The 24,346-nt window shown below is 71.7% G+C and carries 23 protein-coding genes; 11 read left to right on the top strand and 12 right to left on the bottom strand.

The features are described 5' to 3' along the window. Nucleotides 1–10: 10 nt before the first annotated feature. From ABGB10_RS21155 to ABGB10_RS21140, 4 genes are all read left to right on the top strand, one after another. Complete coding sequence (locus ABGB10_RS21155; RefSeq protein ID WP_347662698.1) at nucleotides 11–1,927, top strand: DUF5941 domain-containing protein; 1,917 nt, start codon at nucleotides 11–13, stop codon at nucleotides 1,925–1,927. Between the two features lie 15 nt (nucleotides 1,928–1,942). Next, the gene (locus ABGB10_RS21150) at nucleotides 1,943–4,153 is read left to right on the top strand and encodes a bifunctional glycosyltransferase family 2 protein/CDP-glycerol:glycerophosphate glycerophosphotransferase (RefSeq protein ID WP_347662605.1); all 2,211 of its coding nucleotides are present in this window, start codon (nucleotides 1,943–1,945) and stop codon (nucleotides 4,151–4,153) included. Between the two features lie 121 nt (nucleotides 4,154–4,274). Then, nucleotides 4,275–5,573: an ABC transporter ATP-binding protein gene (locus ABGB10_RS21145; protein WP_347662604.1), complete on the top strand. Its 1,299-nt coding sequence runs from the start codon at nucleotides 4,275–4,277 to the stop codon at nucleotides 5,571–5,573. A gap of 94 nt (nucleotides 5,574–5,667) precedes the next feature. Next, nucleotides 5,668–6,684 carry a hypothetical protein gene (locus tag ABGB10_RS21140; protein ID WP_347662603.1) on the top strand — a complete coding sequence of 339 codons (1,017 nt, stop codon included), beginning with the start codon at nucleotides 5,668–5,670 and terminating at the stop codon, nucleotides 6,682–6,684. Between the two features lie 6 nt (nucleotides 6,685–6,690). On the opposite strand, the gene ABGB10_RS21135 is transcribed toward ABGB10_RS21140, so the two are convergent. After that, a complete protein-coding gene (locus ABGB10_RS21135; protein WP_347662602.1) occupies nucleotides 6,691–7,812 on the bottom strand; it encodes an acyltransferase in 1,122 nt (373 codons plus the stop codon). 333 nt (nucleotides 7,813–8,145) lie between these two features. Between ABGB10_RS21135 and ABGB10_RS21130 the strand changes: the two genes are divergently transcribed. The 3 genes from ABGB10_RS21130 to ABGB10_RS21120 are packed head-to-tail and all read left to right on the top strand — an operon-like array spanning nucleotide 8,146 to nucleotide 11,842. Beyond that, the gene (locus ABGB10_RS21130; protein ID WP_347662601.1) at nucleotides 8,146–8,610 is read left to right on the top strand and encodes a DUF4442 domain-containing protein; all 465 of its coding nucleotides are present in this window, start codon (nucleotides 8,146–8,148) and stop codon (nucleotides 8,608–8,610) included. A 59-nt stretch (nucleotides 8,611–8,669) separates the two neighbouring features. Continuing rightward, nucleotides 8,670–9,473: a beta-phosphoglucomutase family hydrolase gene (locus tag ABGB10_RS21125; protein WP_347662600.1), complete on the top strand. Its 804-nt coding sequence runs from the start codon at nucleotides 8,670–8,672 to the stop codon at nucleotides 9,471–9,473. Beyond that, complete coding sequence (locus tag ABGB10_RS21120) at nucleotides 9,470–11,842, top strand: glycoside hydrolase family 65 protein (protein WP_347662599.1); 2,373 nt, start codon at nucleotides 9,470–9,472, stop codon at nucleotides 11,840–11,842. Before ABGB10_RS21125 ends, ABGB10_RS21120 begins: the two co-directional genes overlap by 4 nt. Before the next feature lie 65 nt (nucleotides 11,843–11,907). Here the strand turns inward: ABGB10_RS21120 and ABGB10_RS21115 are convergent, their stop codons facing one another. Further along, nucleotides 11,908–12,087, bottom strand: a complete 180-nt coding sequence (locus ABGB10_RS21115; protein ID WP_347662598.1) for a hypothetical protein — start codon at nucleotides 12,085–12,087, stop codon at nucleotides 11,908–11,910. 160 nt (nucleotides 12,088–12,247) lie between these two features. On the opposite strand from ABGB10_RS21115, the gene ABGB10_RS21110 reads away from it, so the two are divergent. Next, on the top strand, nucleotides 12,248–12,901 hold the full coding sequence (locus ABGB10_RS21110) for a dienelactone hydrolase family protein (protein ID WP_347662597.1): 654 nt from the start codon (nucleotides 12,248–12,250) through the stop codon (nucleotides 12,899–12,901). Here the strand turns inward: ABGB10_RS21110 and ABGB10_RS21105 are convergent, their stop codons facing one another. Beyond that, the gene (locus ABGB10_RS21105) at nucleotides 12,902–14,005 is read right to left on the bottom strand and encodes an AI-2E family transporter (protein WP_347662596.1); all 1,104 of its coding nucleotides are present in this window, start codon (nucleotides 14,003–14,005) and stop codon (nucleotides 12,902–12,904) included. Nucleotides 14,006–14,242: 237 nt separating this feature from the next. On the opposite strand from ABGB10_RS21105, the gene ABGB10_RS21100 reads away from it, so the two are divergent. Beyond that, nucleotides 14,243–14,425: an antitoxin gene (locus ABGB10_RS21100; protein ID WP_347662595.1), complete on the top strand. Its 183-nt coding sequence runs from the start codon at nucleotides 14,243–14,245 to the stop codon at nucleotides 14,423–14,425. Between the two features lie 70 nt (nucleotides 14,426–14,495). Here the strand turns inward: ABGB10_RS21100 and ABGB10_RS21095 are convergent, their stop codons facing one another. Next, nucleotides 14,496–15,101, bottom strand: coding sequence for a hemerythrin domain-containing protein (locus ABGB10_RS21095; protein WP_347662594.1), 606 nt, complete (start codon nucleotides 15,099–15,101; stop codon nucleotides 14,496–14,498). Between the two features lie 316 nt (nucleotides 15,102–15,417). On the opposite strand from ABGB10_RS21095, the gene ABGB10_RS21090 reads away from it, so the two are divergent. Next, the gene (locus ABGB10_RS21090) at nucleotides 15,418–16,599 is read left to right on the top strand and encodes an FUSC family protein (protein WP_347662593.1); all 1,182 of its coding nucleotides are present in this window, start codon (nucleotides 15,418–15,420) and stop codon (nucleotides 16,597–16,599) included. 12 nt (nucleotides 16,600–16,611) lie between these two features. On the opposite strand, the gene ABGB10_RS21085 is transcribed toward ABGB10_RS21090, so the two are convergent. The 8 genes from ABGB10_RS21085 to eccB all read right to left on the bottom strand — a co-directional run bounded on the left by ABGB10_RS21085 (nucleotide 16,612) and on the right by eccB (nucleotide 22,988). Then, the gene (locus tag ABGB10_RS21085; protein ID WP_347662592.1) at nucleotides 16,612–17,265 is read right to left on the bottom strand and encodes a C39 family peptidase; all 654 of its coding nucleotides are present in this window, start codon (nucleotides 17,263–17,265) and stop codon (nucleotides 16,612–16,614) included. A gap of 229 nt (nucleotides 17,266–17,494) precedes the next feature. After that, a complete protein-coding gene (locus ABGB10_RS21080; protein WP_347662591.1) occupies nucleotides 17,495–17,902 on the bottom strand; it encodes a TIGR03618 family F420-dependent PPOX class oxidoreductase in 408 nt (135 codons plus the stop codon). Between the two features lie 31 nt (nucleotides 17,903–17,933). Further along, nucleotides 17,934–18,272: a YkvA family protein gene (locus ABGB10_RS21075; RefSeq protein WP_347662590.1), complete on the bottom strand. Its 339-nt coding sequence runs from the start codon at nucleotides 18,270–18,272 to the stop codon at nucleotides 17,934–17,936. Between the two features lie 33 nt (nucleotides 18,273–18,305). Next, complete coding sequence (locus tag ABGB10_RS21070) at nucleotides 18,306–19,124, bottom strand: hypothetical protein (protein WP_347662589.1); 819 nt, start codon at nucleotides 19,122–19,124, stop codon at nucleotides 18,306–18,308. A 154-nt stretch (nucleotides 19,125–19,278) separates the two neighbouring features. Continuing rightward, the gene (locus tag ABGB10_RS21065; protein WP_347662588.1) at nucleotides 19,279–19,635 is read right to left on the bottom strand and encodes a hypothetical protein; all 357 of its coding nucleotides are present in this window, start codon (nucleotides 19,633–19,635) and stop codon (nucleotides 19,279–19,281) included. 204 nt (nucleotides 19,636–19,839) lie between these two features. Beyond that, a complete protein-coding gene (locus ABGB10_RS21060; RefSeq protein ID WP_347662587.1) occupies nucleotides 19,840–21,102 on the bottom strand; it encodes a WXG100 family type VII secretion target in 1,263 nt (420 codons plus the stop codon). Next, entirely contained in the window at nucleotides 21,095–21,505 is a 411-nt protein-coding gene (locus ABGB10_RS21055) for a hypothetical protein (protein ID WP_347662586.1), read from the bottom strand. The genes ABGB10_RS21060 and ABGB10_RS21055 overlap by 8 nt, the downstream gene beginning before the upstream one ends. Nucleotides 21,506–21,551: 46 nt before the next feature. Then, nucleotides 21,552–22,988 (bottom strand): type VII secretion protein EccB, encoded by a 1,437-nt coding sequence (eccB, locus tag ABGB10_RS21050; protein WP_347662585.1) that lies wholly within the window; start codon nucleotides 22,986–22,988, stop codon nucleotides 21,552–21,554. 160 nt (nucleotides 22,989–23,148) lie between these two features. Here eccB and ABGB10_RS21045 point away from each other — a divergent pair, with 160 nt between their 5' ends. Then, the gene (locus ABGB10_RS21045) at nucleotides 23,149–24,330 is read left to right on the top strand and encodes a type VII secretion protein EccE (RefSeq protein WP_347662584.1); all 1,182 of its coding nucleotides are present in this window, start codon (nucleotides 23,149–23,151) and stop codon (nucleotides 24,328–24,330) included. Nucleotides 24,331–24,346: the final 16 nt, after the last annotated feature.

The raw sequence follows: 24,346 nt of genomic DNA, 5'->3' as shown, positions 1-24,346 counted from the left end.
GGCGGCGGGCCTGGCCACCGCGACCGGTGAGTCGCTGGCCGACCGCCTGGCCGCCCAGTTGCGTCAGGCCGGGGCGGACGACGTGCGCTTCGCGGCCACCCTCGACGAGGTGACCGCGCTGGTCGCCACCGCCACCGCCCCCGTGCTGGTCACCGGCACCGACCTGGTGGCGCACACCGCCGTACTGCGGCACCTGGCCACCAGCCCGGTGGGGCCCACGGTGGCGCTGGTGCTCGGCGACCCGCCGGTGCCCGGGCGGGCGGCCGTGCGGGAGGAACGCGGCCAGGTGGTCGACGCCGGTCCGCTGGACGCCCTCGACGGGGACGCCACCGGCGTGTTCGGTGGCGCGCTGCGGGTCGGCGTGGACGACCTGCCGACCCTGGCCGCCGCCGCCCGGGCCGCGGCGGGTGGCCCCGGGTCCGCCGTGGACCGGCTCTTCGCGGGTCTCGCGGCGCTCGGCACCCTGGTCTTCGCCCAGCGGGTACGCCTGCTCGTCGCCCGCCGGGTCGAGGACACGGCCGAGCTGACCGCTGCCGAGGCGGCGGTGACGGCGGTGGACGAGGACCGGGCCGAGCTGCGGCTGTCGGTGAAGGAGAGGGACGACTTCTTCTCCACCTACTTCGTCAGCACCTGGTCGCCGTACGTGGTCCGGTTGGCGGCCCGGCTCCGGCTCACCCCGACCGGGGTGACGGTGATCTCGGTACTGTTCGCGCTGGCCGCGGCGGTGCTGTTCGGGGTCGGTGGGCGGCCCGCGCTGGTCGGTGGCGCGGTGCTGCTCTACCTCGGTTTCGTGCTGGACTGCGTGGACGGCCAGTTGGCCCGCTACACCCGGCACTTCAGCGCCTGGGGTGGTTGGCTGGACACGATGGCGGACCGGGCGAAGGAGTACCTGGTCTACGCCGGGCTGGGCTTCGGCGTCAGCCACGCCGGGTTGGGCAACGGCTGGGCGCTGGCGATCGCCGCGATGACCTTGCAGACCGTCCGGCACATGACCGACACCTGGTACGGGGTGCTGCACGACGAGGCGGCCCGCCGGCCCCGGACGCCCACGGGTGCCAGCGGCGGGATCGGCGACCGGCTCAACGCGGCGTCGACCCGGGTGCAGGCGGACACCGGGTCGGTGTCGTACTGGCTGAAGCGGACCGTGGTCTTCCCGATCGGCGAGCGCTGGGCGCTGATCGCGCTGACCGTGGCGCTGTTCAACCCGCTGGTCAGCCTGATCGCGGTGCTCGTGTGGGGTGTGCTGGCGTTCGCGTACACCGGGGCTCTGCGCACCTTGCGGGCCCGCTGGATGTGGGTTCCGGTGCTGGACACGGTCGACACCACCCTGCACCGGGACGACGGCCCGTTGGCCCGGTGGCTGCCGGTGGTCCGCCCGATGGGGCCGCTCACCCTGGCGGTGATCGCCGCGCTCGGCCCGGCGGTGCTGCTGGTCGCGGCGCTGTGGGGCGGCTCGCCGGACGGGCTGCGCTGGGCGGTGCCGGTGGCGCTGCTGGTGCTGCTGGTCGGCGGCCTGGGTGCGGGAGCCGCCCACAACGGGCCACTGGACTGGCTGGTCCCCGCGGCGTTGCGGGCCGCCGAGTACCTGTTCGCCATCGCGGTCGGGGTGGTCGGCGGAGCGCCGGGTTGGCTGATCTTCGGGTACGTCTTCGTGCTCACCGTGCACCACTACGACCTGACCGCCCGGCTGGAGAAGCGGCAGGCGGCACCGCCGTTGCACGCGGCCACGCTGGGCTGGGAGGGGCGCTCGGCGCTGTTGGCCCTCACGGCGATTGTCGGCATGGCGGGTAGCGGGCTGGCTACACTCGGTGCGTACCTTCTCGTGGTTTTCGTGGTGAGCGTCGTCCTGGCCTGGTTCGTGCGACCGGCCCGTAGCGCGCGGGCGTCGGTCGCGCCGGTGGGCGCTGGAGGTGCCGCGCCGCGCTGACGGAGGGACGGCCGGATGACCCTGATCAGCTTCGTGGTGCCGGCCTTCCGCGTGCAGGGATACCTGCGTGAGTGCCTGGACTCCGTCCTCGGTCAGCCGGAGACCGACATCGAGGTGATCGCCGTCGACGACTGCTCGCCGGACGCCAGCGGCGACATCATCGACGAGTACGCGGCCCGCGACCAGCGGGTCCGCTCGGTTCGGCTGTCGGAGAACGTCGGCCTCGGTCCAGCCCGCAACATCGGGCTGGACCGGGCCGCCGGCGAGTACGTGTGGTTCCTCGACGGGGACGACTGGCTGACCCCGGAGTGCCTGACCGAGGTCGCCGAGCGGTTACGGGCGACCCGCCCGGACGTGCTGCTGGTCGACCATGTGCGCACCCACTGGAACGACACCGCCACCCGCAGCGCGATGGCCGAGGTGTTTCCGGAGTCGCCCGGCGCGGAGACCTTCCGGCTGCGGGACCGGCCGGAGGCGATGCACCTGCTGCACACCGCGTGGAACCGCCTGGTCCGCCGGGAGTTCCTGGTCGACCTGGGCCTGCGCTTCGTCCCGGGCTGGTACGAGGACGTCTCGTTCAGCTACCCGGTGCTGATGGCGGCGGAGCGGATCGGCGTACTCGATCGGGTCTGCGTCAACTACCGGCAACGCCGCGCCGGCGCGATCACCCGGACCCGGGGTGACCGCCACTTCGAGGTCTTCCCACAGTGGCATCGGGTCTTCCACCTGATGGACGAGCGGGGGCCGGCGACGGAGGCGCTGCGGCCGGCGGTCTTCGAGCGGATGATCTGGCACTACCTGACCGTGCTCGGCAACGGTCAGCGGATCGCCCCGGAGCTGCGGCCGGCGTTCTTCGCGCAGATCACCGCCGACTACGAGCGTTGGCTGCCGCCCGGTGGCTACCCCGTGCCGGACGGGGTGGAGGGGGTCAAGCACCGGCTCGTCGCCTCCGGCCGCTGGCGTACGTTCAGCGCGTTACGGGCCGCCAGTCGGGCGCGCGACGCCGCCCGCCGGCAGGCTCGCACCGCTCGGCGGCGGGTCGGCCCGGTCGCCCGCCGCGGTGCCCGGCTGACCCGTGACGGGTTGCTGCGCGAGTACTACCGGGCCGAGTTGCGGCGGCCGGTCGACCCGACGCTCGCGGTGTATGCCGCGTACTGGTTCCGGGGTTACTCCTGCAACCCGGCGGCGATCTACGAGGCTGCCCGGACGTTGGCGCCGGGGGTGCGCGGCGTGTGGATCGTGCGCCGGGACCGGGTGGACAGCGTGCCGGCCGGGGTGGAGTACGTGGTGGCCGGCACCCCGGCGTACTACCGGGTGCTGGCCCGCGCCCGGTGGCTGGTCAACAACGTCAACTTTCCGGACTTTGTCCGCAAGCGGCCGGAGCAGGTGCACCTGCAGACCCACCACGGCACCCCGGTCAAGGTGATGGGGCTGGACCAGCAGCGCTACCCGATCGGCGCGGGCCAGATGGACTTCGCCGGGCTGCTGCGCCGGGTGGACCGCTGGGACTACAGCGTGAGCGCGAACAGCTTCTCCACCCAGATGTGGGACCGGGCTTACCCGGCCACGTACACGACCCTGGAGGTGGGCTACCCGCGCAACGACCGCCTGGCCACGGCTGGCCCGGAGGAGGTGCGCCGACTGCGTGCGGAGTTCGGCATCGGCCCCGACGAGCAGGTCGTCCTGTACGCCCCGACGCACCGTGAACACCTACCCGGCTACCGGCCGCCGTTCGACCCGGACCGGTTCGTGCGGGCGCTTGGTGACTCCGGCCGGCTGCTGATGCGCAGCCACTACTTCCATGACCGGGACCGGCGTCCGGGCCGGCCGGTGGACTGGGAACGGGTCCGCGACGTCAGCGGCTACCAGCGGGTGGAGGACCTCTACCTGGTCGCCGACGTGTTGATCACCGACTATTCGTCGGCGATGTTCGACTACGCGGTACTCGACCGGCCGATCGTGCTGTACGCCCCGGACTGGGAGGCGTACCGGTTGGCTCGGGGTGTCTACTTCGACGTGACGGCCGAGCCGCCCGGCGCGGTGGCCACCACCTTCGCCGATCTGGTCGACCTGTTCCGCACCGACCAGGTGCGCTCGGACACCGCCGCCAAGGCCCGTGCGCATTTTCGACGCCGGTTCTGCACATTGGACGACGGGCACGCGGCGGAACGGGTGGTGCGCCACGTTTTCCTGGGGGAGCCGAGTGTGCGCTCTTCGCGCTGCTGATCGTATGTGTCGTGTAATGGCAGCGTCATCCGCCAAACATGAGACGTTTACCCGATGTGCGAAACGCATGATCCTGGTCACAGTCTTCTGGGTCGGCAGAGACGAGCTGGGGGGGACGACGGTGAGCACCGTCACGCTCAAGGATGTCAGCAAGGTCTTCAGGGACGGCACACTGGCCGTCGACAGCATCAATCTCGATGTGAACGACGGCGAGTTCATGGTGCTCCTCGGGCCGTCCGGCTGTGGCAAGTCGACAGTGCTGCGGATGATCGCCGGTTTGGAGGACCCGACTCAGGGCGCGGTCATGCTCGACGGGGAGTTGGCGAACGACCTTCCCCCACGGGATCGCAAGATCGCCATGGTCTTCCAGGACTTCGCGCTCTACCCGCACATGACCGTCGGCGACAATATCGCCTTTCCATTGCGGTTGGCCGGGATCGAGCCGGAACCGAGGGGCGAGCGGGTCAGCGACGTGGCGAGTGCCCTGGGCATCGGTGACGTGCTGTCCCGCAAGCCGGGTCAGCTCTCCGGCGGCCAGCGGCAGCGGGTGGCGATGGGCCGCGCCATCGTCCGGCGGCCCGGCCTGTTCCTGATGGACGAGCCGCTCTCCAACCTGGACAGCGGCCTCCGCGCGGAGCTGCGCGCGGAGATCTCGGGCCTGACCCGGGAGTTGGGCGTCACCACCGTCTACGTCACCCACGACCAGGCCGAGGCGCTCACCATGGCCGACCGGGTGGCCATCATGCGCCGCGGCGTCCTCCAGGACGTGGGCACACCCACCCAGGTGTACGGCCGGCCGGCGACGCTCTACGTGGCCGCCTTCCTGGGTAGCCCGCGGATGAACCTGCTGGAGGCGTCGGTCTACGTCCACCTCGACCGGTACGTGACGCTGAACCTCGGTGACCAGTCGCTCTACCTGCCCTGGAACGACATTCGCAGTCGGGCGGTGGCGCACTACCACGGTGAGCGGATCGTGGTCGGGATGCGGGCCGAGGCGCTCACCCCGGTCTCTCCGGACAGCCCTGGGGACGTGCTGCGGGGGCGGATCCGCTACCTGGAGCACCACGGGCACGAGTCGTTGGCGTTCCTCGACATCGGTGCGACCGCGATCATGGTCGACGAGATGGGTGCCCCGCTCGACCCGCCGCCGGTCGGCCAGCGCGGCCTGCGTCGGTTCGGCTCGGTGATGCAGCGGCTCACCGGCAAGCCGGTGGAGCCGCAGGCACCTCCGGTTGGCGGCACCCAGACCAGCGTGCTCCCCGACCCGGGCCGGCACCACCGGCGCCCGGCGGAGTTGGCGGTGCGGCTGGCACCGTACCCGGCGGTCAGCGCCGGTCACCCGCTCGCCGTCTCGGTCCGGATGGACGCGCTGCACTTCTTCGACGAGCGCGGGGCCCGGATCGACGTGGGTTGGCGCTGACGACTCGCCGTAGCGGGGTGGCGGGCCGGCCACCCGGTGTCCTACCGTCTGCGCACCCAGTCCACTGTGAAAGACCACCGAGAGGGGTGCATCCGTGTCGGGTGACCGTCCCAGTCCGCTCGTCATCGAGCGGATCCTGCGAGATCGCGCGGGCATCTGGCAGCAGATCGTGGCCGAGGGTGACCTCAACGCGCTGACCGGGCGGATGCTGGCCAGTTCCGCCGTCGCGCTGGCCTGCTACGGCGCGGTGCTGGGCGCCTTCCACAGCCCGCTGATGGCGCTGACCTCGGCGCTGAAGCTGCCACTGCTGTTCCTGGTCACGCTGGCCATCTGCCTGCCCACGCTCTACCTGTTCAACCTGGTCTTCGGCGCCCGGCTGTCGGTGCGTCAGTCGTTGGCGCTGGTGATGGTGGCGATCACAGTCACCTCGATGCTCGCGGTGGCGTTCGCGCCGATCAGCCTCTTCTTCCTGATCACCGCGCCTGACTACGGGTTCTTCAAGCTGCTCAACGTGGCGATCCTGACCCTGTCGGCGCTGGTCGGGCTGCGCTTCCTGACCGGCGGGATGCAGGTGCTCAACGACCACGGCCTGCTCGCGCCGGAGCCCGCCAGGACCCAGGCCGACGTGCACGCCCCGGCACCTGTCAACGTCCAGGCCCCGGCTCAGGCCGTGCCCGCCGCCGTATCGGCCGACCCGGCTGCCGCGCCGGGCGGTGGTCAGGCCGCCGAACCGGTGGCCGTGCCGGCCGGAGCCGCGGTGGCCGGGTCGACCTCGAACGGTGCCGCGACCACCCCGCCGGTTCCGGCGCACGTTCCGGCGCAGTGGAGCGGCCAGCCGACCGCTGCGGTCCCGCCCGGCACGGTGCCTCCCGGCTACGGCCCGGGGCAACGCCCGTGGGATCGGCCGCCCGTGCGGCGCGGGGAGCCGACGCAGCGCCCGGCCAGCATGACCCTGCTCTACATCTGGATTCTGCTCTTCGGCTTCGTCGGCACCCAGTTGGCGTGGACGCTGCGCCCGTTCTTCGGTGACCCGGGGCAGGACTTCTCCTTCTTCCGCAGCATCGACGGCAACTTCTACGCGGAGATCCTGCGCACGATCGCCAACCTCTGACGTCGGTCATGCTGTCGTGGCGGGCCTACTGCTGGGTGCGGCCGGCGTCTTGATCTTCAAGCGGCGGTTGACGAACCGTTGAGCCGGTCGCTCCCAGAGGAAGTGGCACGCGGCCGCGACGGCAACGATGAAGACCACGAGCAGGGTCATCTTGGTGAAGTAGGCCATGAAGCTGTCGTCCATCCAGGACGTGGCCCCGAACATCTGCATCAGTGGTCGATGCACCAGGTAGAAGGCGAAGGAGACCTCGCCGAGGAAGACGACGACCCGGGTGGCGAGAAAGCGGCCGAGCGCGGCCTGCGGATACTGCCCCAGGCCGAAGAAGAGCAGGGCCGCCGGGAGCATCCACATCGCGTCGTAACTGGCGTAGTACTGCGTCCGCTCCGGCCACGCCATCAGCAGCAGGGTCGCCACGAGGGGAAGCCACGTGAGCAGCGGCATCAACACCCGGTCCCGGGTGGCCGATGCCGGCCACGACAGCCTGGCCTGGCGGAGGAGCAGCGCCGTCACCATCCCGAGGGTGAAGTCCCCCAGGCGGGTTGCCGGCGTTCGATAGAGCCAGCGGTGCGCACTGAACGGATTGGTGCCGGGCAGCCCGTAGCGGAAGTGCTGGAACAGCGCTGCGAGGACGAACGCCGCGACTATCGTCGCCGCCGCCACGGCAAGAAGGGCCCTGGCGTTGGTGGCGATCGGGCGCAGCGCCAGCACCAGTAGCGGAAAGCAGGCGTAGAGGAAGAACTCGACGCCGATCGACCAGCCTGGCGCGTTGATTCCGTAGGCGACAACGAGCGACGGATGCCAGGACTGCAGTGCGAGAACCTGGATGAGGAATCGGCTCACATTGGAATGGTGGTCCACGGCCAGCCATACGACGACGAGCACCAGCAGGTAGAGGGGATAGACCCGGGCCAGTCGGCCGACCAGATAGTTCCACGTGCCGCGCGGGGTGGGCCGTGCGGCGCCGTCGAAGTAGTTCAACGCGATGACGAACCCCGACAGGAGGAAGAAGAAGGTGACGCCGTTGCTGCCGGCCCCCATGATCCGTCTGACCGGCTCCGGCAGCGACTCGTGCGGTGCCGAGTGATGGAAGAAGACAGCGAGAGCGGCGAACCAGCGCAATCCAGTCAAGGCGGGAATGCTTATCTTCTGGGTGGGGGATGCGGTCGGCGTCGTCATTGGTTCCTCCAGTTCGGCGTCAGGTTATAGCAACCCGCGTTGTTGCAGTCGCCCGCGCTGATCTGGGATATTGCCGCTGCTGCTCCGCATGGATGCCAGGTGTTCGCCGAATGTTCATGGGGGCATTCCTCCCTCGTTCAGCAATTTCCATTGCCGCCGAAACGTCTAGCGCAAATGAATGATCCGGTGGCGGATGGCGATTGTTGGAGGGGTGAACACCGCGCGACGCCGGAGTTCTGCTCGAGCGGCCTTGCCTCGTAACTTACCGACAAGTAACGTCAGGCCGTGACCATCGACTCCCGCCAGGTGGCGGCCGGCATGCTGGAAGCGGTGCCCTTCGCCCGTACGCTCGGCCTCGAGTTCGTCGAGGTGGCACCCGAAGCGGAGGGTGGGGTACGAGCAGTCGTCCGGCTGCCCGACTCGCCCGCCACCCACAACCACATCGGCGGCCCTCACGCCGGCGCCATGTTCACCCTCGGTGAGACGGCCTCCGGCGCGGTCGTCATGGCCGCGTTCGGGCAGTTGCTCGACCGGGCCGTGCCGCTCGCCGTCCGGGCTGACATCGCCTACCGGAAGCTCGCCATGGGCCCGGTGCTGGCCACCGCGCGCCTCGGCCGGCCGGCACTCGAGGTGATCGAGGAGCTGGAGTCCGGCCGGCGGCCGGAGTTCCCCGTGCAGGTGGAGATCGCAACCGAGGACGGCAAGCCGACGTCGGCGATGACCGTGATCTGGACGTTGCGGCCGAACTGAACCGGACCGGGCCGGGCGAAACGGGTTTACGGGCCCAGCCGGGTGGATAGATTCGTACCGTGCTGGGCCTACCTGCTCACGTGACCGCCTGTCTCTTCGATCTGGACGGTGTGCTGACGCAGACCGCCCGTGTGCACAACGCCGCCTGGAAGCAGACGTTCGACGAGTTCCTCCAACAGCGGGCCATCCGCTCCGGTGAACCGTTCCAGCCGTTCGACCCGGGCCCGGACTACAACCGCTATGTCGACGGACGACCCCGCGCCGACGGCGTCCGGTCGTTCCTCGCCTCCCGCGCGATCGTGCTGCCCGAGGGCAGCCCGGACGACCCGCCGGACGCCGACACCGTCAACGGCGTGGGCAACCGCAAGAACGTCCTGTTGTTGCAGCGCCTGCGCACCTCCGGGGTCGAGGTCTACCCGGGCTCGGTGCAGTACCTGAAGGCCGCGACCGAAGCCGGGCTGCGCCGGGCCGTGGTGACCGCGAGCGCCAACGGTGCCGAGGTGGTCGCCGCCGCCGGGCTGGAACCGCTGCTGGAGGCCCGGGTCGACGGGCTGGTCGCCCGCGCCCAGGCGCTGCGCGGCAAACCGCACCCCGACACCTTCCTCGCCGGGGCCAGGCTGCTCGGCGTCGACCCGAGGCAGGCGGCCGTCTTCGAGGACGCGCTCTCCGGGGTGGCCGCCGGCCGCGCTGGTGGCTTCGGCTACGTGGTCGGCGTCGACCGGGTGGGGCAGGCCGACGAGTTGCTCGCGCACGGCGCCGACATCGTGGTGACGGACCTGGCCGACCTGCTCACCGTCGCCGACCCTTCGCCGCCGGCCCGCACCGCCGCCCACCGGTCGACCGGCGAACGGGGTCCCGCGTGATCCGGGAGCGGGCCTACCCGGTCGAGCCGTGGCACGTGCGGGAGACCCGGCTGGACATGGACGTGCTGGCCCAGTCCGAGTCGGTCTTCGCCCTCTCCAACGGGCACGTCGGCCTGCGCGGCAACCTCGACGAGGGTGAGCCGCACGGCCTGCCCGGCACCTACCTCAACTCGTTCTACGAGCTGCGTCCGCTGCCGTACGCGGAGGCGGGCTACGGCTTCCCCGAGTCCGGGCAGACGATCGTCAACGTCACCAACGGCAAACTGCTCCGGCTGCTCGTCGACGACGAGCCGCTGGACGTGCGCTACGGGGAGCTGCTGTCCCACGAGCGGATCCTCGACCTGCGGGCCGGCACCCTGCACCGGGAGCTGCACTGGCGCTCGCCGGCCGATCGGGAGGTCAAGGTCCGCAGCACCCGACTGGTCTCGTTCACCCAGCGGTCGGTCGCCGCCATCAGCTACGAGGTGGAGGCCGTCGACGGCCCACTGCGGCTGATCGTGCAGTCCGAGTTGGTGGCCAACGAGTCGCTGCCCGCGCAGAGCAAGGACCCCCGGGTGGCGGCGGTGCTGGAGTCGCCCCTGCTGGCGGAGGAGGAGCTGACCACTCCGGACGGCGGGCAGCTGATCCACCGCACCAAGGTCTCCGGGCTGCGGGTCGCCGCCGCGATGGAGCACGAGGTGCACGGCCCGGACCACACCACCATCGAGTCCGAGGGATACCAGGACTGGGTACGCACGACGATCGCCTGCGTGCTCAAACCCGGTGAGAAGCTGCGGGTGATCAAGTACCTGACGTACAGCTGGTCGAGTCGACGGTCGCTGCCGGCGCTGCGCGACCAGGTCGGTGCGGCGCTGGCCGGCGCCCGGCTGGACGGGTGGGACGGCCTCCACCGGGAGCAGCGCAACTACCTCGACGAGTTCTGGGACGCGTCCGACGTGCTGGTCGAGGGCGACCCGGAGGTGCAGCAGGCGGTCCGGTTCGGCCTCTTCCACGTGCTCCAGGCCGGAGCGCGGGCCGAGCAGCGACCGATCTCGGCGAAGGGGTTGACCGGCCCCGGTTACGACGGGCACGCGTTCTGGGACACCGAGATGTTCGTCCTGCCGGTGCTCACCTACACCCAGCCGAGCGCGGTGCGCAGCGCGTTGCAGTGGCGGCACAGCACCTTGGATTCGGCGAGGGAGCGTGCCGAGACGCTCAACCTCAGGGGCGCGGCCTTTCCCTGGCGGACCATCGAGGGGCCGGAATCGTCCGGATACTGGCCGGCCGGCACCGCGGCCTTCCACATCGCCGCCGACATCGCCGACGCCATGCGCCGCTACGTGATGGTCACCGGAGACACCCGGCTGGAACGGGAGATCGGCCTGGAGTTGCTGGTGGAGACCGCCCGACTGTGGCGCTCGATCGGACACCACGACCGGCACGGGCAGTTCCACATCGACGGCGTCACCGGCCCGGACGAGTACACCGCCGTGAAGAACGACAACGTCTACACCAACCTGATGGCGCAGCGGAACCTGCTCGCCGCCGCCGACGTGGTGATGCGTTACCGGGACGAGGCGTTCCACCTCGGGGTCACCGACGAGGAGGCCGCGAGCTGGCGGGACGCCGCCACCTCCATGCACGTCCCGTACGACGAGGAGCTCGACGTCCACCAGCAGGTGGAGGGCTTCACCCGGCTTCAGGAATGGGACTTCACGCACACGCCAGCGGAGAAGTACCCGTTGCTGCTGCACTACCCGTACTTCGAGCTGTACCGCAAGCAGGTGGTGAAGCAGGCCGACCTGGTGCTCGCGATGCACTGGCGGGGGGACGCGTTCACCCCCGAGCAGAAGCTGCGCAACTTCCTCTACTACGAGCGCCGTACCGTCCGCGACTCGTCGTTGTCGGCCTGCACCCAGGCGGTGCTCGCGGCCGAGGTGGGCCACCCGGAGTTGGCGCACACCTACCTGCGCGAGGCCGCGCTGATGGACCTGCACGACCTCAACGAGAACACCCGCGACGGCGTACACATGGCGTCGTTGGCCGGCGCGTGGCTTGCCCTGGTCGGTGGGTTCGGCGGCCTGCGCGACCACGACGGTGAGCTGTCCTTCGCGCCCCGACTCTCCAGCCGCCTCAACCGGTTGGAGTTCTCCCTGCAGTGGCGAGGGCTGGCGCTGCGGGTGGATGTCCGCCCGCACCAGACGACATACTCGCTGCGCCACGGCGGCCCGGACGACGTGGTGGAGCTGCGCCACCACGGTCAGCTGCTGCGGGTGACCTGTGACGAGCCGGTGACGGTGCCGGTGCCACCGGCTGAGTCGTCCGGCCCGTCGCCCGAGCAGCCACCGGGTCGGTCTCCGCTGCTGCGGCTGCCCGAGCGCGAACAGTGACGGTCGGGGCGAAACGCCCCGACCGCCTCGCACCGGTGTCAGACCGGGTCACCCGTCGACCGGCGTCAGACCGGCTCGCCGGTTGACGGGCGCCCGATCGCGTCCCGGGGCGCCGCCGCCTTGGGATCGTCGGGCAGCCGCGCCGAAGCGGCCTGGTCCCCGAAGTCCTGGTTGCGCTCGACGTCCTGTTCACGCCGGGCCCGTTCGGTCTTCTGCTGCTGCTCGGAGATCTGCTGCTTGGCCATGACGATCCTCGCGATCCGTCGGGGCGCGGTTGCGCCGACACGGTCTGCGGTCGCTCGTCGCGTACCCGACGCCCCATCGGGCAAACGCCGCGGCCGGCGGCGTGCGTGCGGGGCGACCGGCGGGGTACCCGGGCCGTAGGCGATCACGCGGAGGTGGGGCATGGACGAGCAGGGCAGCGCGGTAACCATTGCGGTCGGGGACGCTCACCTGCCCGCTGACCTGACGTTGCCGGCCCAGCCGGTAGGTGTCGTCCTCTTCGCGCACGGCAGCGGCAGCTCCCGGCACAGCCCCCGCAACGTGGCGGTGGCCCGTGCGCTGAATGGTCGAGGGCTCGGCACGGTGCTGGTGGACCTGCTCACCCCGGCCGAGGACGAGGTGGACGCGCGCACCGCCGAACTCCGGTTCGACATCGGGCTGCTGGCCAGTCGGCTGGCCGGGATCGTCGACTGGTTGGCGGTGGAACGGCCCGCCGGTGACGTGTCGATCGGTCTGTTCGGGGCCAGCACGGGCGCGGCCGCCGCACTTGTCGCGGCATCGTCCCGCGCGGACCGGGTGGGTGCGGTGGTCAGTCGGGGCGGTCGACCGGACCTGGCCGGGAGCGCGCTGGCCCAGGTGCGCACCCCGACGTTGCTGCTGGTCGGTGGCCTGGACGAGGAGGTGATCACGCTCAACGAGCGGGCGTTGGCCGAGTTGGGGGAGGTCGGCGAGCTTCGGGTGATCCCGGGCGCCACCCACCTCTTCGAGGAACCCGGGACTCTTGAGCAGGTCGCCGACCAGGCAGGCGGCTGGTTCACCACCCACCTCAACCGATGATCACTCCGCCGGCACGAGGGCCGAGGCCGACCGTCGCTGCTGGACGGTGTCGATGACGCGCCAGAGGACGGCGGTGATCGGGACGCTGACGAAGGCACCCGCGATCCCCGCGATCAGCGTGCCGGCGGTGACCGCCACCAGGATCACCGCCGGGTGCAGTCGTACCTGCCTCTTCATGATCAATGGCTCCAGCAGGTTGCCCTCGATCTGCTGCACCGCGATCACCGCAGCGAGCGTGAGCAGTGCGGTGGTGGGGCCGTTCGCGGCCAGTGCCACGAGCACCGCCACCGCGCCGGCCACCGTCGCCCCGATGATCGGCACGAACCCGCCGAGGAAGGTGATCAGCGCCAGCGGCAGGGCGAGCGGCACCCGCAGCACCACCAGAGCCAGGCCGATGCCGATCGCGTCGATCGCGGCGATCACCATGGTGCCCCGGCTGTACGCGCCCAACGTCTGCCAACCGGCCCGGCCGGCCTCGGCCAGCACCGGCTGGTTCGCGCCGGACACCCGCGACAGCACCCAGTGCCACATCGACCGGCCGTCCTTGAGCAGGAAGAAGAGCAGCACCAGGGCGAGCAGCGCGGAACCGAACACCTCGGTGGCCGTCCGGGCGCCCGCCACCGGGTCCGGTGAGCTCCCGCTCAACCCTTCCCGGGCCTGGTCGACCAGCTGGTCCAGCTGTGCTTCGCTGACCGGCAGCGTGGACGTCACGAAGTCCCGACTGCGCTCGACCCCCTGCGTCAACTCCTGGCTGAGCTGGTCGAACTGGCTCGCGGTCAGGTTCCACACCAGTGCACCGACACCGACCAGGATGCCGAGCAGCAACAGCACGGTGCACAGCGCGGCCAGCGCCGCCGGCAGACGCAGCCGACGCAGCAGGAGCTGCACCGGGTCGAGCAGCGCGGTGAGGAATACGGTGGCGGCCAGCGCGATGGCCAGCGGTGCCAGCAGGACGGCGATCTTGCCCAGCAGGTAGAGCCCGGCGACGATCACCACCAGGCACGCGCTCCACAACACCGCGGTCCGGACCAGCCAGGGCAGCGCCGCCCAACTCTGCCGCGGGCCGGGGGCGCCGGTAGTTGTTCCGGGTTCCTCTGCCGCCATGTCGGTCCTCCTCGATCTCGGCGAGGTCGGTACCCAGCCGGTCGTGCGCCGACACCCGTTTCGCTTCGACTCCCCGTTCGCGGCTGCCCGCGCGGATCGTACGCCGGTTCCCGACCCCCGGTGTGGGTGTTCGCGGACCTCGTCCAGGACGACGGTGTTTGCGCTGCCGGCGCGAGGGAACGCAATTCGCACGGCCGGACTGAAGGGTTCGCAGAGCCGGACTGGAGGGGGAGTGCCGTGGGTGACTTCGTGGACAGGGCCAAGGACTTCGCGAACAAGCATGACGAGCAGGTCGACCAGGGCATGGAGAAGGCCGGCGACATGGCCGACAAGCGCACTGGCGGCAAGTACACCGACAAGATCGACAAGGGCGTCGACCAGGTGCAGGCGCGTACCGGCGGGGGCGGCCAGGCGCGTTGACCCACCGGAAGGTCCTGGGCCGCCGCGCCGTCGGCGGCCTGGGGCGATCTGGTCGGGAATCGGCGACGCCTCAGCGCTGCTGCCGATCGCGCAGCTCGTCCGTCGAGGTGGGCCGCCCACTCAAGGCGTCGCGCAGCCGGTCGACCAGCCCGATGCCGGGAGCGAGCAGCTTGTTCGCCGGCGGGTGGTCGGGTATGCCCGGGTGTGGCCGAGTCGGCCCGATCCCCTTGACCGCCGTCACCTTGGCGGCGACGTCGACCAGTTCCTCCCGGGCCGTCGCCGCGCGCAGCCGGGGAAACAGTTCGTTCTCCTCGTCCCGCACGTGGTCCCGGACCGTTCTCGTCAGGTGGGCGAGCAAGCCGTCGAAGCGGGGATCGGCCGGGTCGACAGCCTCCAACTCCTTCATGGTCTGCTCGGCCTCGGCGTGCTCCGCGATCTCGCGGTCGGCGATCTCGTCGCCGTCGGGCAGTGCCTTACGCGCGATCGGATAGACGTACGTCTCCTCGGCGACCGAATGGCGGACGAGCTCGGCGATCACCACGTCAACGAGGTGGCGTCGGTGTTCGAGGGCGCCCGGTCGGGTCTCCAACTCGACGAACAGTGCCTCGACCTCACGGTGGTCGGTGACCAGGAGGTCGACGACATCATGGTCGTCGGTGGTCTGCGGGTTGGTCATCTCACGGCCCCTTACCGGTTGCGGATCGGTGGGAGGTGTGAGGCCCTGGTACCCCCACGGGGCTGCACAAACCTACGGACGACGATGGGTTCGAGGATGCCGCTGGTGCCCCGGGGAGAGCTGGTGCCCGGACCGGCACGATTGCCCCGCCCCCGCCGGGGTAACCGCCGCCATGGCCGACGACCGCTCACCCGCCGACCGCGATCGGTCGCGCCTCGACGAGGCTGCCGAGCGGAGCGGCCAGGCAGTCGAACGGGTGCGGCACCGGAGCGGTGAGGCGGGGCGGATCCGTGCCCGGCAATGGGAGGTCACCCTGGTGATCTCCATTCAGGCCGGGCTGGCCGCGGCGATCGCCGCCCTGCTCGCCAAGAACCTGCTCGGCCCCGGATCGCACGTCTTCGCCCCGGCCGCCGCCGTCGGAACGATCGCCACCGCCATCGGGCAGCGGGCCCGACGCACCTTCGAGCTGCTGGGCGGCGTGTCGCTGGGCATCGTCATCGGGGACACCCTGCGTTACCTGCTCGGCTCGGGTCCGTGGCAGACCGGCGTGGTCGTCGCGCTGGCCATCGCCGCGGCACTGCTGGTGGCCGGCAAGGGTGGCGCGCTGGTCGGTCAGGCCGGCGGTACCGCCGTGCTGATCGCCACGCTTGCCCCGATGGACCGTGGTCTGGAGGTGCCCCGGATCTTCGACGCGCTCGTCGGTGGAGTCGTCGGTCTGGTGGTGGTCGCGCTGCTGCTGCCGATCAACCCGATGCGGGTGCTCGACCGAGCCGCGGCACCGATCTTCGAAGTCCTCTGCGAGCAACTCGCCGAGCTGGCGGAGGCCCTACGGGCGCGCGACGGGGACCGGACGATGCGCGTCCTGGAGCGGCTCCGGGACACCGAGAGCGACCTGGGCCGGCTGCACGACGCGCTCAGCGGCGCGGAGGAGGTGGTGACCATCGCTCCGGCCCGCTGGCACCGCCGCGAGCAGTTCCACAGGTACGCCCGCAGCGCGGACCACCTGGAGCGTCTGCTGCTCGACAGTCGAGCCCTGGCCCGCTGGTCGACGACCGCACTGCAGTACGGCGAGCCGATCCCGTCGGAGCTGCCGGATGCGATCGGCCGGCTCGGTCGGGCGGTCGCGGAGATGCGTACGGAGTGCAGGGTCGGCGACGACCCCCAGGCCACCCGCCGGCTGATCGAGGAGTGCGCCGAGTTGGCGGGTCGTGCCGCCGCCGGCGGGGTCAGGTCGTTCGGCGAGTCGCTCGTCACCGGACTGCGTACCGCAGCCAGCGACCTGCTCCGGGCCTGCGGGTGTGAGCCCGACGACGCCAACCGGATCGTGCGTCGGGCCGCAGGCGCCGGTGAGAAGGAGGTCCATCCTCCGGCCCGGCGAACGATGCGCCGGATCCGGCCCGCCCGGGCCACCCGAGCTCGCCGCCGCGCGCACCTTGCCTCCCGCGCACGCAACGAGAGCCGGGCCGGCCTCCCCCCGAGGGAGAGACCGGTCCGGTGACACTCGTCCAGGTCAGGAGGAGTAGCCGCGCTCGGCGATCCAGTTGGCCACCTTCGGCAGGCTCACCCAGTACTCGCCCAGCGCCGGGTCGGCCGGGTCGGCGACCCGGATACTGTCGCCACCGTCCCGGTAGCCGACGAGAGTCAGGTAGTGGCCGCCCTCGTACGAGTGCGGGTTGCCGTCGGTGTCGACGGTCGTGCCCTTGATGTTGGCCACCACCGGGCGGCCGGCGTCCACCGCCGCCAGTACGTCCCGGCGCAACTGCTCGACCTGGTCGGGGCGGGCGACGGAGTCACGGATCTCGGTGGTCCGGTACTTGCCGCCGGTCAGCTCGTTCAGCACCCGGGTGGTGTCCAGGGCCGAGGGGGTGCCCGCCTCGGTGGTGCCGAGCAGCTTGGCCACCTCGTCCTGGGAGAGCGCCTTGCCCTGGGCGGACAACGCGATCCGGGTCGCGGCCGGGCCGCAGTAGTAGAAGTTGGGCTGGGCCTGGTAGTCGATCCCGAGGACCCGCTCGGCGGAACGCTGGGTCTGGCTCGTCGACGTCGACGACGTCTGTGCCGGAGTGGCCGGGGCGGCCTGGGCGGCTACCGCCGGGCCGAGGACGCAGCCGCCGGCGACCAGCAGGCCGGCAACGGACAAACCGCTCTTGTGGACGATCGGATTCATGGTCGAGTCTCCGTTCGGGGGGTTGACGTCTCCGCGCAGCGGAGGACGCAGCACCGGGAATGGCGCTCGGCTCAACACAGGGGTGGCCACCAGCGGGCCGTTCGGCCGTTGGCGCACCGGGGACGTAACCGCCCTGCTCCGGCGGGCATTCCGCCGACGGCGTGGTGCGGACGTCGCGATGAGGTGTAACGGCTGGAGGCTGGGGGGGATTCCACCGGCCCTCGGTGGTTCAGAGGCTCCCCAGCAATCCGGTCACGGTGATCTCGATGACCACCCGCTCCGGATTCGGACGGGGGGTCCGATACCGCTCGGCATAGCGGCGCTCCGCCTCTGCCACGGAGGCTCGGTCCGACCGCAGCACCGCGCGCCCCTCGATGGTCAGCCAACGGCGGCCATCCACGTGGCAGACGGCCACCGCCGCGCCCGTCGGCCCCGCAGCCGCCACCTGGCGGGCCTTGCTGGACGCGCCGGAGGTGATGACCCGGGCCAGCCCGGCCGCCGGGTCGAGCGTCACGCCTACCGGTACGACGTGCGGGGTGCCGTCGGCCCGCAGAGTGGTGAGCGTGGCGAGGTGACGTTCCGCGCAGAACGCGACAACCCGCTCGTCGTGCACGTCCAGCCGATGACCGCCCGCCATGCCCGCCCCCTGTCCACCGCACCGAACCCGATCATGGCACGCGACGTGCGCGGTCCCGATCCGGCAGGGCATCCGGCTGACCGGGCAGGTGTCGACCGGCCGCCCGACGTCGATGCACCAGCCGGGTGAGGTAGATCAGTGCCGCGGCCAGGACACCCATGTCGTCCAGGTAGATCGGGTCCGGGAGCACGTCGACCGGGAAGATCGTGTAGATCAGCGCCCCGTAGAAGGCGACCTTGCCGCCGGTGCCGAGCCCGGTCAACATCCGTCGCGTACGCACCACCCGCACCGCCAGCACCACGGCACCGACCAGTGTGGCGATCGCCAGGACGCCGACGATCACCACGAGGACCCACGCCTGTCGGGACATGCCGTCACGCTAACCCACCGGACGGCAGGTGGCTCAGAACGCGGGCACCGTCGCACGACCGCGCGCCGCCACCTTGTTCTCCCGGGTCTGCTCGACGTTCTCCCGGGTCTGCTCGGCCGCCGACCGGGCAACCTCGCTGAGCGGCAACACCGACGACGAATCCGCGACCCGTCGCCCGGTGGCGGCGTGCGCCTCCTCGCGGAGGCTGCGGGCCGCCGCCATGGCCAACTCGGCCGCCCGCCAGGCAATCTGCTCCTGCTCGCGGGCGGCGGCGTGCTTGGCCGCCAGGTTGTCGCGGATCGCCCGTTGCAGCACCAACTCCTGCTCGACCGGGTGCAGCCGTGGATCCCAGCCGTCGCGGTGCGCGAACACCTCGCTGAGCTGTTCCACCGACAACTCCCGCCGCCAGTACGCATTCAGCGCGGCGCGGTGCAGGTAGCGCTCGCGGTCCACGTACTCGGCTGGAGTCCGGGCGGTCTGCGGCAGCGGCATGGCAGCGGCGGCGGCGAGCCGTCGTACGGCCGCCTCGGCTGCCTCGTACGTCTGCCAGGCCGCCTCGACGGCCTCCTGCGCGGTCACCCACTCCGCCCGGCGGCGCTGGGCGGAGCTGGTCGCCCGCTCCGCGGCCACCGCGATCTCCTGCGCGTAGCGGCTCTGCTCGCGTTCCTCCTGCACCTGTTCGAGTTGACTCGGCATGGCGGCGCGGCGGATCCGGGCACCCGGGTCGATGCGGAGTCGGCCGGGCCGTAGCAGGAGCGCGGAGAAGGCGACGCCGACCACCCCGAGCAGGCTCAGCCAGATGACGGCGGCTCGGGAGAGGTCGGGCAGGGCGGCGGAGAGGATGGTCTGCATGATCAGCACCTCGCGGTCGAAGGCGGGTATCGACGGGTGGCAGGAGGAGCCCGACAGGGCCGGTCGGCCAGGTGGTGGGGTCGTCCCGTCGGCGGAGACTCAGCCGCCGTGACGGACGACCCGGGACCGGGCCCCGGGAATCGCCGGAACTGGATCAGCGGGCGGGCGGACCGCGCCGCGCCGGAGTGCCACGGCCGGGATCGATGGCCGGCGCGTAGCGCGGGCCTGCCGGGACGAGAACGGGTGCGGCGGCGATGTCGACCGCGTCGGCCGGCGGGGCGGCGGGCTGGCCGGCACGCTCCGTGGCCGGGTCCGCATCGGGGCGAACCGTTGCCACCCGGCTGCTCACGGCGCTCGGCCGCAGCTGCGTCGGGGTGGGCGGTGGCGTCGCGGCGAGAGCGCCACCGAGGCCGACCGCGAGCACCAGCGCGGTGACCGCCAGTCGGGTCAGTTCGCGCAGCGACCGCAGCACAGCCCCGCGGGCTGGGCGGACACAGGCTGCGGACGACACCAGACCAACCTATCGCCCACTCCGGTGTGCCGCAGCACGGTGACGGCCTGATCCGCCGTGACCACCACCACCCCGGGCACAGTGGACGGCCTGGATCGGCGGCCGGGAATGGCCGTGCCCCCGGCCGGAAGGGCCCGGTCGGGGGCACGAGCATCGTTCAACTGACTCCGCCGTTGGCGGAGGCGCACCTGCGGCGGCGTGTGGTCAGTGGCCGGTGCCGAGCACCGGCGGCGCGGCGTCGCCACCGTCGCGCCACACCATCTCGTCCTCGGTCAACCAGGTCAGCCGCTCGTCGGAGTCGTCCTCCCGAGATCGACCCCGCCCGCCGAGGACGCCGGAATTGCCGCCGGCCGTGGCTGCCCGGCCGCCACGCTGGCCGTCCATGCTGCGCCCGATCCCGCTGGCGGAGCGACTGTCCGCCGGGGCGGCCCCACCGGTCGGACGAGCCGCCGTGGTGGGCGTGCTGCCCGAACTGGCGAGCGTGGCGGTGCGGAGGACCCCGCCGGCCGGCGCACCGCCCTGCCCACCGAAGAGCAGGCCCGGGCCGGAGCCAGCGGCCAGGGTCGCCGTGCTCGGACCGGGGAGCCCAACCAGCCCGGCGGCACCACCAGTGACAAGCGCGCCGCCGACCAGCGGGTCAGCCCCGGCGAGCGAGGTGCTCCGGGGATCGGAGTCGCTGCCGACTCCGATCGGACCGCTGCCGACGGCCGGCGCGCCACCGATGCCGGAACCGTGCTGGACAGGGACCGAGCCGTCGCCGATGCCCGGCCCCCGGGCGGCGCGGTCAGGCCTCCCGATGGTGGCGTCGCCGGTACGCGCGCTGACGTCGATGCTGGTAGGCCCGGCGCTCGCGCTGGCGACCGTCGGAACAGCCTGCGGGGACGTCGGGTCCTTGCGGACGCCGTCCGGAGTGTCCGGATGGGGCAGGGGTGGATCGACGACCCGGTCATAGGCGGAGATCTGGTAACCGCCGGCCAACTCGGCCACCAGGTTCACCATCCGCTGGTGGGCCTTCTCCTGCTCTGCCTTGTCCTGCTGGTGACCGACGATGCCCATGACCACCGCGCCCGGCAGACCGAAGGTGGCGGCACCCTTGACCGCACCGGAGATCGCCTTGTCGTTGTCGTCGGTCTCCTCCGGGCTCTCGGCCTGCTTGCGGGCGGTCCGTAGATGGTCGGCCATCATGGTCAGCCCCTGCTTGATGCCGGCCATCCCGTCGCCCAACGCGTCGGAGTGGGCGACGATCAGGCTGAGCCGCCGGTGGAACTCCCGACCCGCCGAACCCGTCCAGGTGTTGCCGAGCTTCTCCAGGTCGCCGCTCAACTCGCGGCTGAGACCGTCCAGGATGCCCTTCAGCTCGGCCCACTGGGCGGCCACACCCTCGATCTGCTCCGGCTGGCCGGCCATCACGCCGTCATAGAGCTGCTGGTGGGTGTTGCCCTGGTAGCGCTGGGTGTAGTCAGACACGCCCGTCCTCCTTCGGCCCGAACGCCCGATCGACACCGTTCAGCGCCGCGGTGACGTCGGTGGCGTTGGCCGCGTTACGCGCCTCGGCGGTGCGGTAGTTGGCCAGGATCGTGCTGGTCGCCTGTTGCGCCGCCAGCACCGCCTGGCGGACTCGCTCGGCCTGGTCGACATAGGACTGGTGGACCTCGCTGTAACGGCGCGCCTGATGGGTGGCGTCGAAGAACGTGCCGAGCGCCGGCGGGCTGCACTGCATCTCGGTGTTGAGTTTGCGCAGCACCGACTCCACCTGGCTCAACCGCGAAGCCAGGTGTTGGTGGAAGTCCTCTAGGGACAGCAGGTCGACTTCCGTACGCCCGGTCATGGCAACATCCCCGTCGTTCTGGTTGACAACCGTCAGCGACATCCAGGTTAGTCCACGGCTACGACGCCGGGCGACCCGTCACCGCTGCTCAGCCATCCGCCCCGGTCACTGCCGGACCGTCCGGCGAGAAGACCGTCATCGCGCTCTCGCGGCTGAGGGTGGGCCCGGTCGGGATCAGCGCGAGCAGCGTGCCGGGCACCGCCAGCGGAGTGACCCCGCCGTAGCCGAGCACCCCCAGCGTCTCCGCCGAACCGAGCGGATACCGGATGCCCTGCGGGCTGATCAGGTAGATCGTCGACCCGGCGGCACCGGAACCGCTGGTCCCGGCGCCGGGCGAGGCCTGCGCGATGACGCCCTTGCCACCGGGCAGCAGGACCGCCTCGGTGGTCCGTACCGCGTCCCGCCTGGTCTGTGGCACCGGCACCGGGCCCGGGTTGGTCGCGGTCAGCTCGGCCGGGGCCCGCTCGAAGACCTCCAGGGTGGTGGTCGGCGGCCCGTCCGAGCCGCTCGCCCGGTACGTCGCACACAGCGCGGTCTGACCCGAGCTGGTCGGGTGGAAGCTGGGCATCGTCTTCGGCAGCCCCTCCTCCTCGACCCGCTGCTCGACGAACAACTCACCAGCCTGGTTCGGCGTGATGTCCGTGATCCGGCCGCCGCCGCCGACCATCAACAGGGCGGTGATCTCACTGATCGAGGCGAGACCCTCCCGGGTGAGCACGTAGTACTGCCCGGCGGCGCTGAACACCTGACCGACGGTTGCCGGTCGGTCGGCCACCCTGCGCGTACTGGACTCACCCTCGCCGGGCAGCGACGGCTTGCGCAGCGGTGGCCCGGCCGGAACGGCGTTGAGCAGTTGTTGCCCGACCCGTAGCGGTGCCGCGTCGGCCATCTTCAACGCCGTGAGCGTGCGGTCCCCGCCGAGTACCTGGAGTCGGACGTTGTTGGTGACCAGGTACCGCTGGTCGTCCACCACGACGAGCGCCGCCCGGTCGCCCAGCGGGACACCGCCGGGCAGCGCCCGGTCGATCACCACCCGGGTGCGGGAGCGCTGCGGGTCGACCGGATCGGGCACGTCGCAGACCGACCAGGGCAGCCCGGTCAGCGACTTGCGGTCCGGCAGGGCGTCCGGTGCGCCGACGATGCCGAGGGTGAGCCCGCGTGGCCGGTCCCGCAGCGAGGCCTGGGACATCGTCCGCACCGTGGCGTCGGGCTTGTCGAGGATCAGACGCGCCGAGGCGTAGTTGAGCGTCGGATGGAGCTGCCCCTCCAGGAACACGTATGTCGCGCCGGTCTCCCGTTCGATGACCAGGGTCTGGTCCTGCAACGGCGCGGTGTTACCGGTGAGCTGACCGTACGCACCGACCCCGCCGAGCACGACGGCCGCGGTGATGACACTGCCGAAGACAGCCATGCCGAGCCTCCGCATCGGCAGGTTGGTGGTCTCCGGATCGCCCGACAGCAACGCGGAGACGATCCGGCGGGTGACGAAGCGGTACGCCTGCACCTGATCGCGGCGGGTCCGCATGACTTACCTCCGGCGGGGTGGATCCGCGACGATCAGGTCGGGGTGCCGTCGCGGGCTTCCCTACGATAAGGGGCCGACCGGGGTTCCTCGGGACCACCGTTCGTGGCCGGCGCCGGACCGACCCGGCGCAGAGCCGTACGTGCAGGAGGGACAGTCAGCGATGACGCAGGTTCAGGCACGACCCGCCCGAGCGGCCACGGACCCGTCCACGACACGCTCGACGCCGCCGACCGACCGGCCCGATCGGGGACGAGTCGGCCCGGTGCTGGTCGGGCAGCTCGTCGTGCTGGAGTTGTGCGTGCTCGGCGTCTGGGCCGCGTCGGCCGGGCCCGGCTGGGTGCTCGCCGCGGCAGGTGGCGTGGCGGTGCTGGTCGTGCTGGCCACCTTCGCCCGACGGGGTGGCCGCTGGTGGTTCGAGGATCTGCTGCTGCGGCGACGGTTGCGGCGTCGTGGTGAGCGCGCGTCGGCCGCGGTGGCCGGTGGCACGGCGGCGGACCCACGGTTGGCCACCCTCGCCCCCGAGTTGAGCATCATCGAGTTGACCGACCGGGGCACCCGGCTCGGCATCGGGCAGGACGCCCAGGGGTGGTTCGCCGCGGTCGCGCTGCAGTCCGCCAGCGGCGCGACGGTCGGGTCGGTGCAGGCGTCCACGGTGGACCAGGTGCTGCGCGTGCTCACCGACTTCAACGCCCCGGTGTCCCGGGCTCAGGTCGTCGCACACACCCTGGTCTGGTACCCGGCGCCCGGCGCGCCGCCGGCCGCACACCGGACCGTCTGGGTGGCGCTGCGGCTCACCGTCCGCGACGCTCGGGTCGAGGCGGTGAGCCGGGGCGGCGGGCTGCCCGGCGTACACCGGACGGTGGCTGCCGGGGTCGGCCGTCTCGGCAAGGCGCTGACCAGCGCGGGCCTGGCCCACCGGCCGCTCGGCCGGGAGGAGTTGCGCGCCGCCATCGTCTCGGCCGCCGGCCTGGACCTCGGGCCGGAAGCGCCGACGGAGACCTGGCGAGGGCTGCGGGGCGGCGGGTGGACCCACCGGTGCATGGCACTGCGGGGTCGCTCGGACGTGCCGCTCGGCCCGCTCGTCGACGCGATCACCGCGACCTCGGCGCCCTCGCACACGGTGGCCGCGACGGTGTCGATGGACGGCCGGGTGGCGGCGCCGCTGCTCCGGATCGCCGCGATGGACGGCCACGTCGAGGCGTTGCTGAAGGTGGTCCGTGACGTGGCGCACCGGGCCGGCGTGTCCACCCGACCCGTGGACGGTCAGCACGGACCGGGCGTCTACGCCAGCGCGCCGGTCGCGGCGGCGTTGGGGGCCTCCACCCGCCCACGACCGCACTGACCGGCCGGGCGGTGGA

It is taken from the genome of Micromonospora sp. B9E7 (assembly GCF_039871815.1).
Lineage (GTDB): Bacteria > Actinomycetota > Actinomycetes > Mycobacteriales > Micromonosporaceae > Micromonospora.
This window is presented reverse-complemented; position numbering and strand designations above follow the sequence as displayed.

Coding starts and splice junctions, on each gene's coding strand:
- ABGB10_RS21150 (WP_347662605.1), top strand. CDS start 1,943: ATGACCCTGATCAGCTTCGTGGTGCCGGCCTTCCGCGTGCAGGGATAC.
- ABGB10_RS21115 (WP_347662598.1), bottom strand. CDS start 12,087: ATGGCCAAGCAGCAGATCTCCGAGCAGCAGCAGAAGACCGAACGGGCC.
- ABGB10_RS21110 (WP_347662597.1), top strand. CDS start 12,248: ATGGACGAGCAGGGCAGCGCGGTAACCATTGCGGTCGGGGACGCTCAC.
- ABGB10_RS21105 (WP_347662596.1), bottom strand. CDS start 14,005: ATGGCGGCAGAGGAACCCGGAACAACTACCGGCGCCCCCGGCCCGCGG.
- ABGB10_RS21095 (WP_347662594.1), bottom strand. CDS start 15,101: ATGACCAACCCGCAGACCACCGACGACCATGATGTCGTCGACCTCCTG.
- ABGB10_RS21085 (WP_347662592.1), bottom strand. CDS start 17,265: ATGAATCCGATCGTCCACAAGAGCGGTTTGTCCGTTGCCGGCCTGCTG.
- ABGB10_RS21080 (WP_347662591.1), bottom strand. CDS start 17,902: ATGGCGGGCGGTCATCGGCTGGACGTGCACGACGAGCGGGTTGTCGCG.
- ABGB10_RS21075 (WP_347662590.1), bottom strand. CDS start 18,272: ATGTCCCGACAGGCGTGGGTCCTCGTGGTGATCGTCGGCGTCCTGGCG.
- ABGB10_RS21070 (WP_347662589.1), bottom strand. CDS start 19,124: ATGCAGACCATCCTCTCCGCCGCCCTGCCCGACCTCTCCCGAGCCGCC.
- ABGB10_RS21055 (WP_347662586.1), bottom strand. CDS start 21,505: ATGTCGCTGACGGTTGTCAACCAGAACGACGGGGATGTTGCCATGACC.
- eccB (WP_347662585.1), bottom strand. CDS start 22,988: ATGCGGACCCGCCGCGATCAGGTGCAGGCGTACCGCTTCGTCACCCGC.
- ABGB10_RS21045 (WP_347662584.1), top strand. CDS start 23,149: ATGACGCAGGTTCAGGCACGACCCGCCCGAGCGGCCACGGACCCGTCC.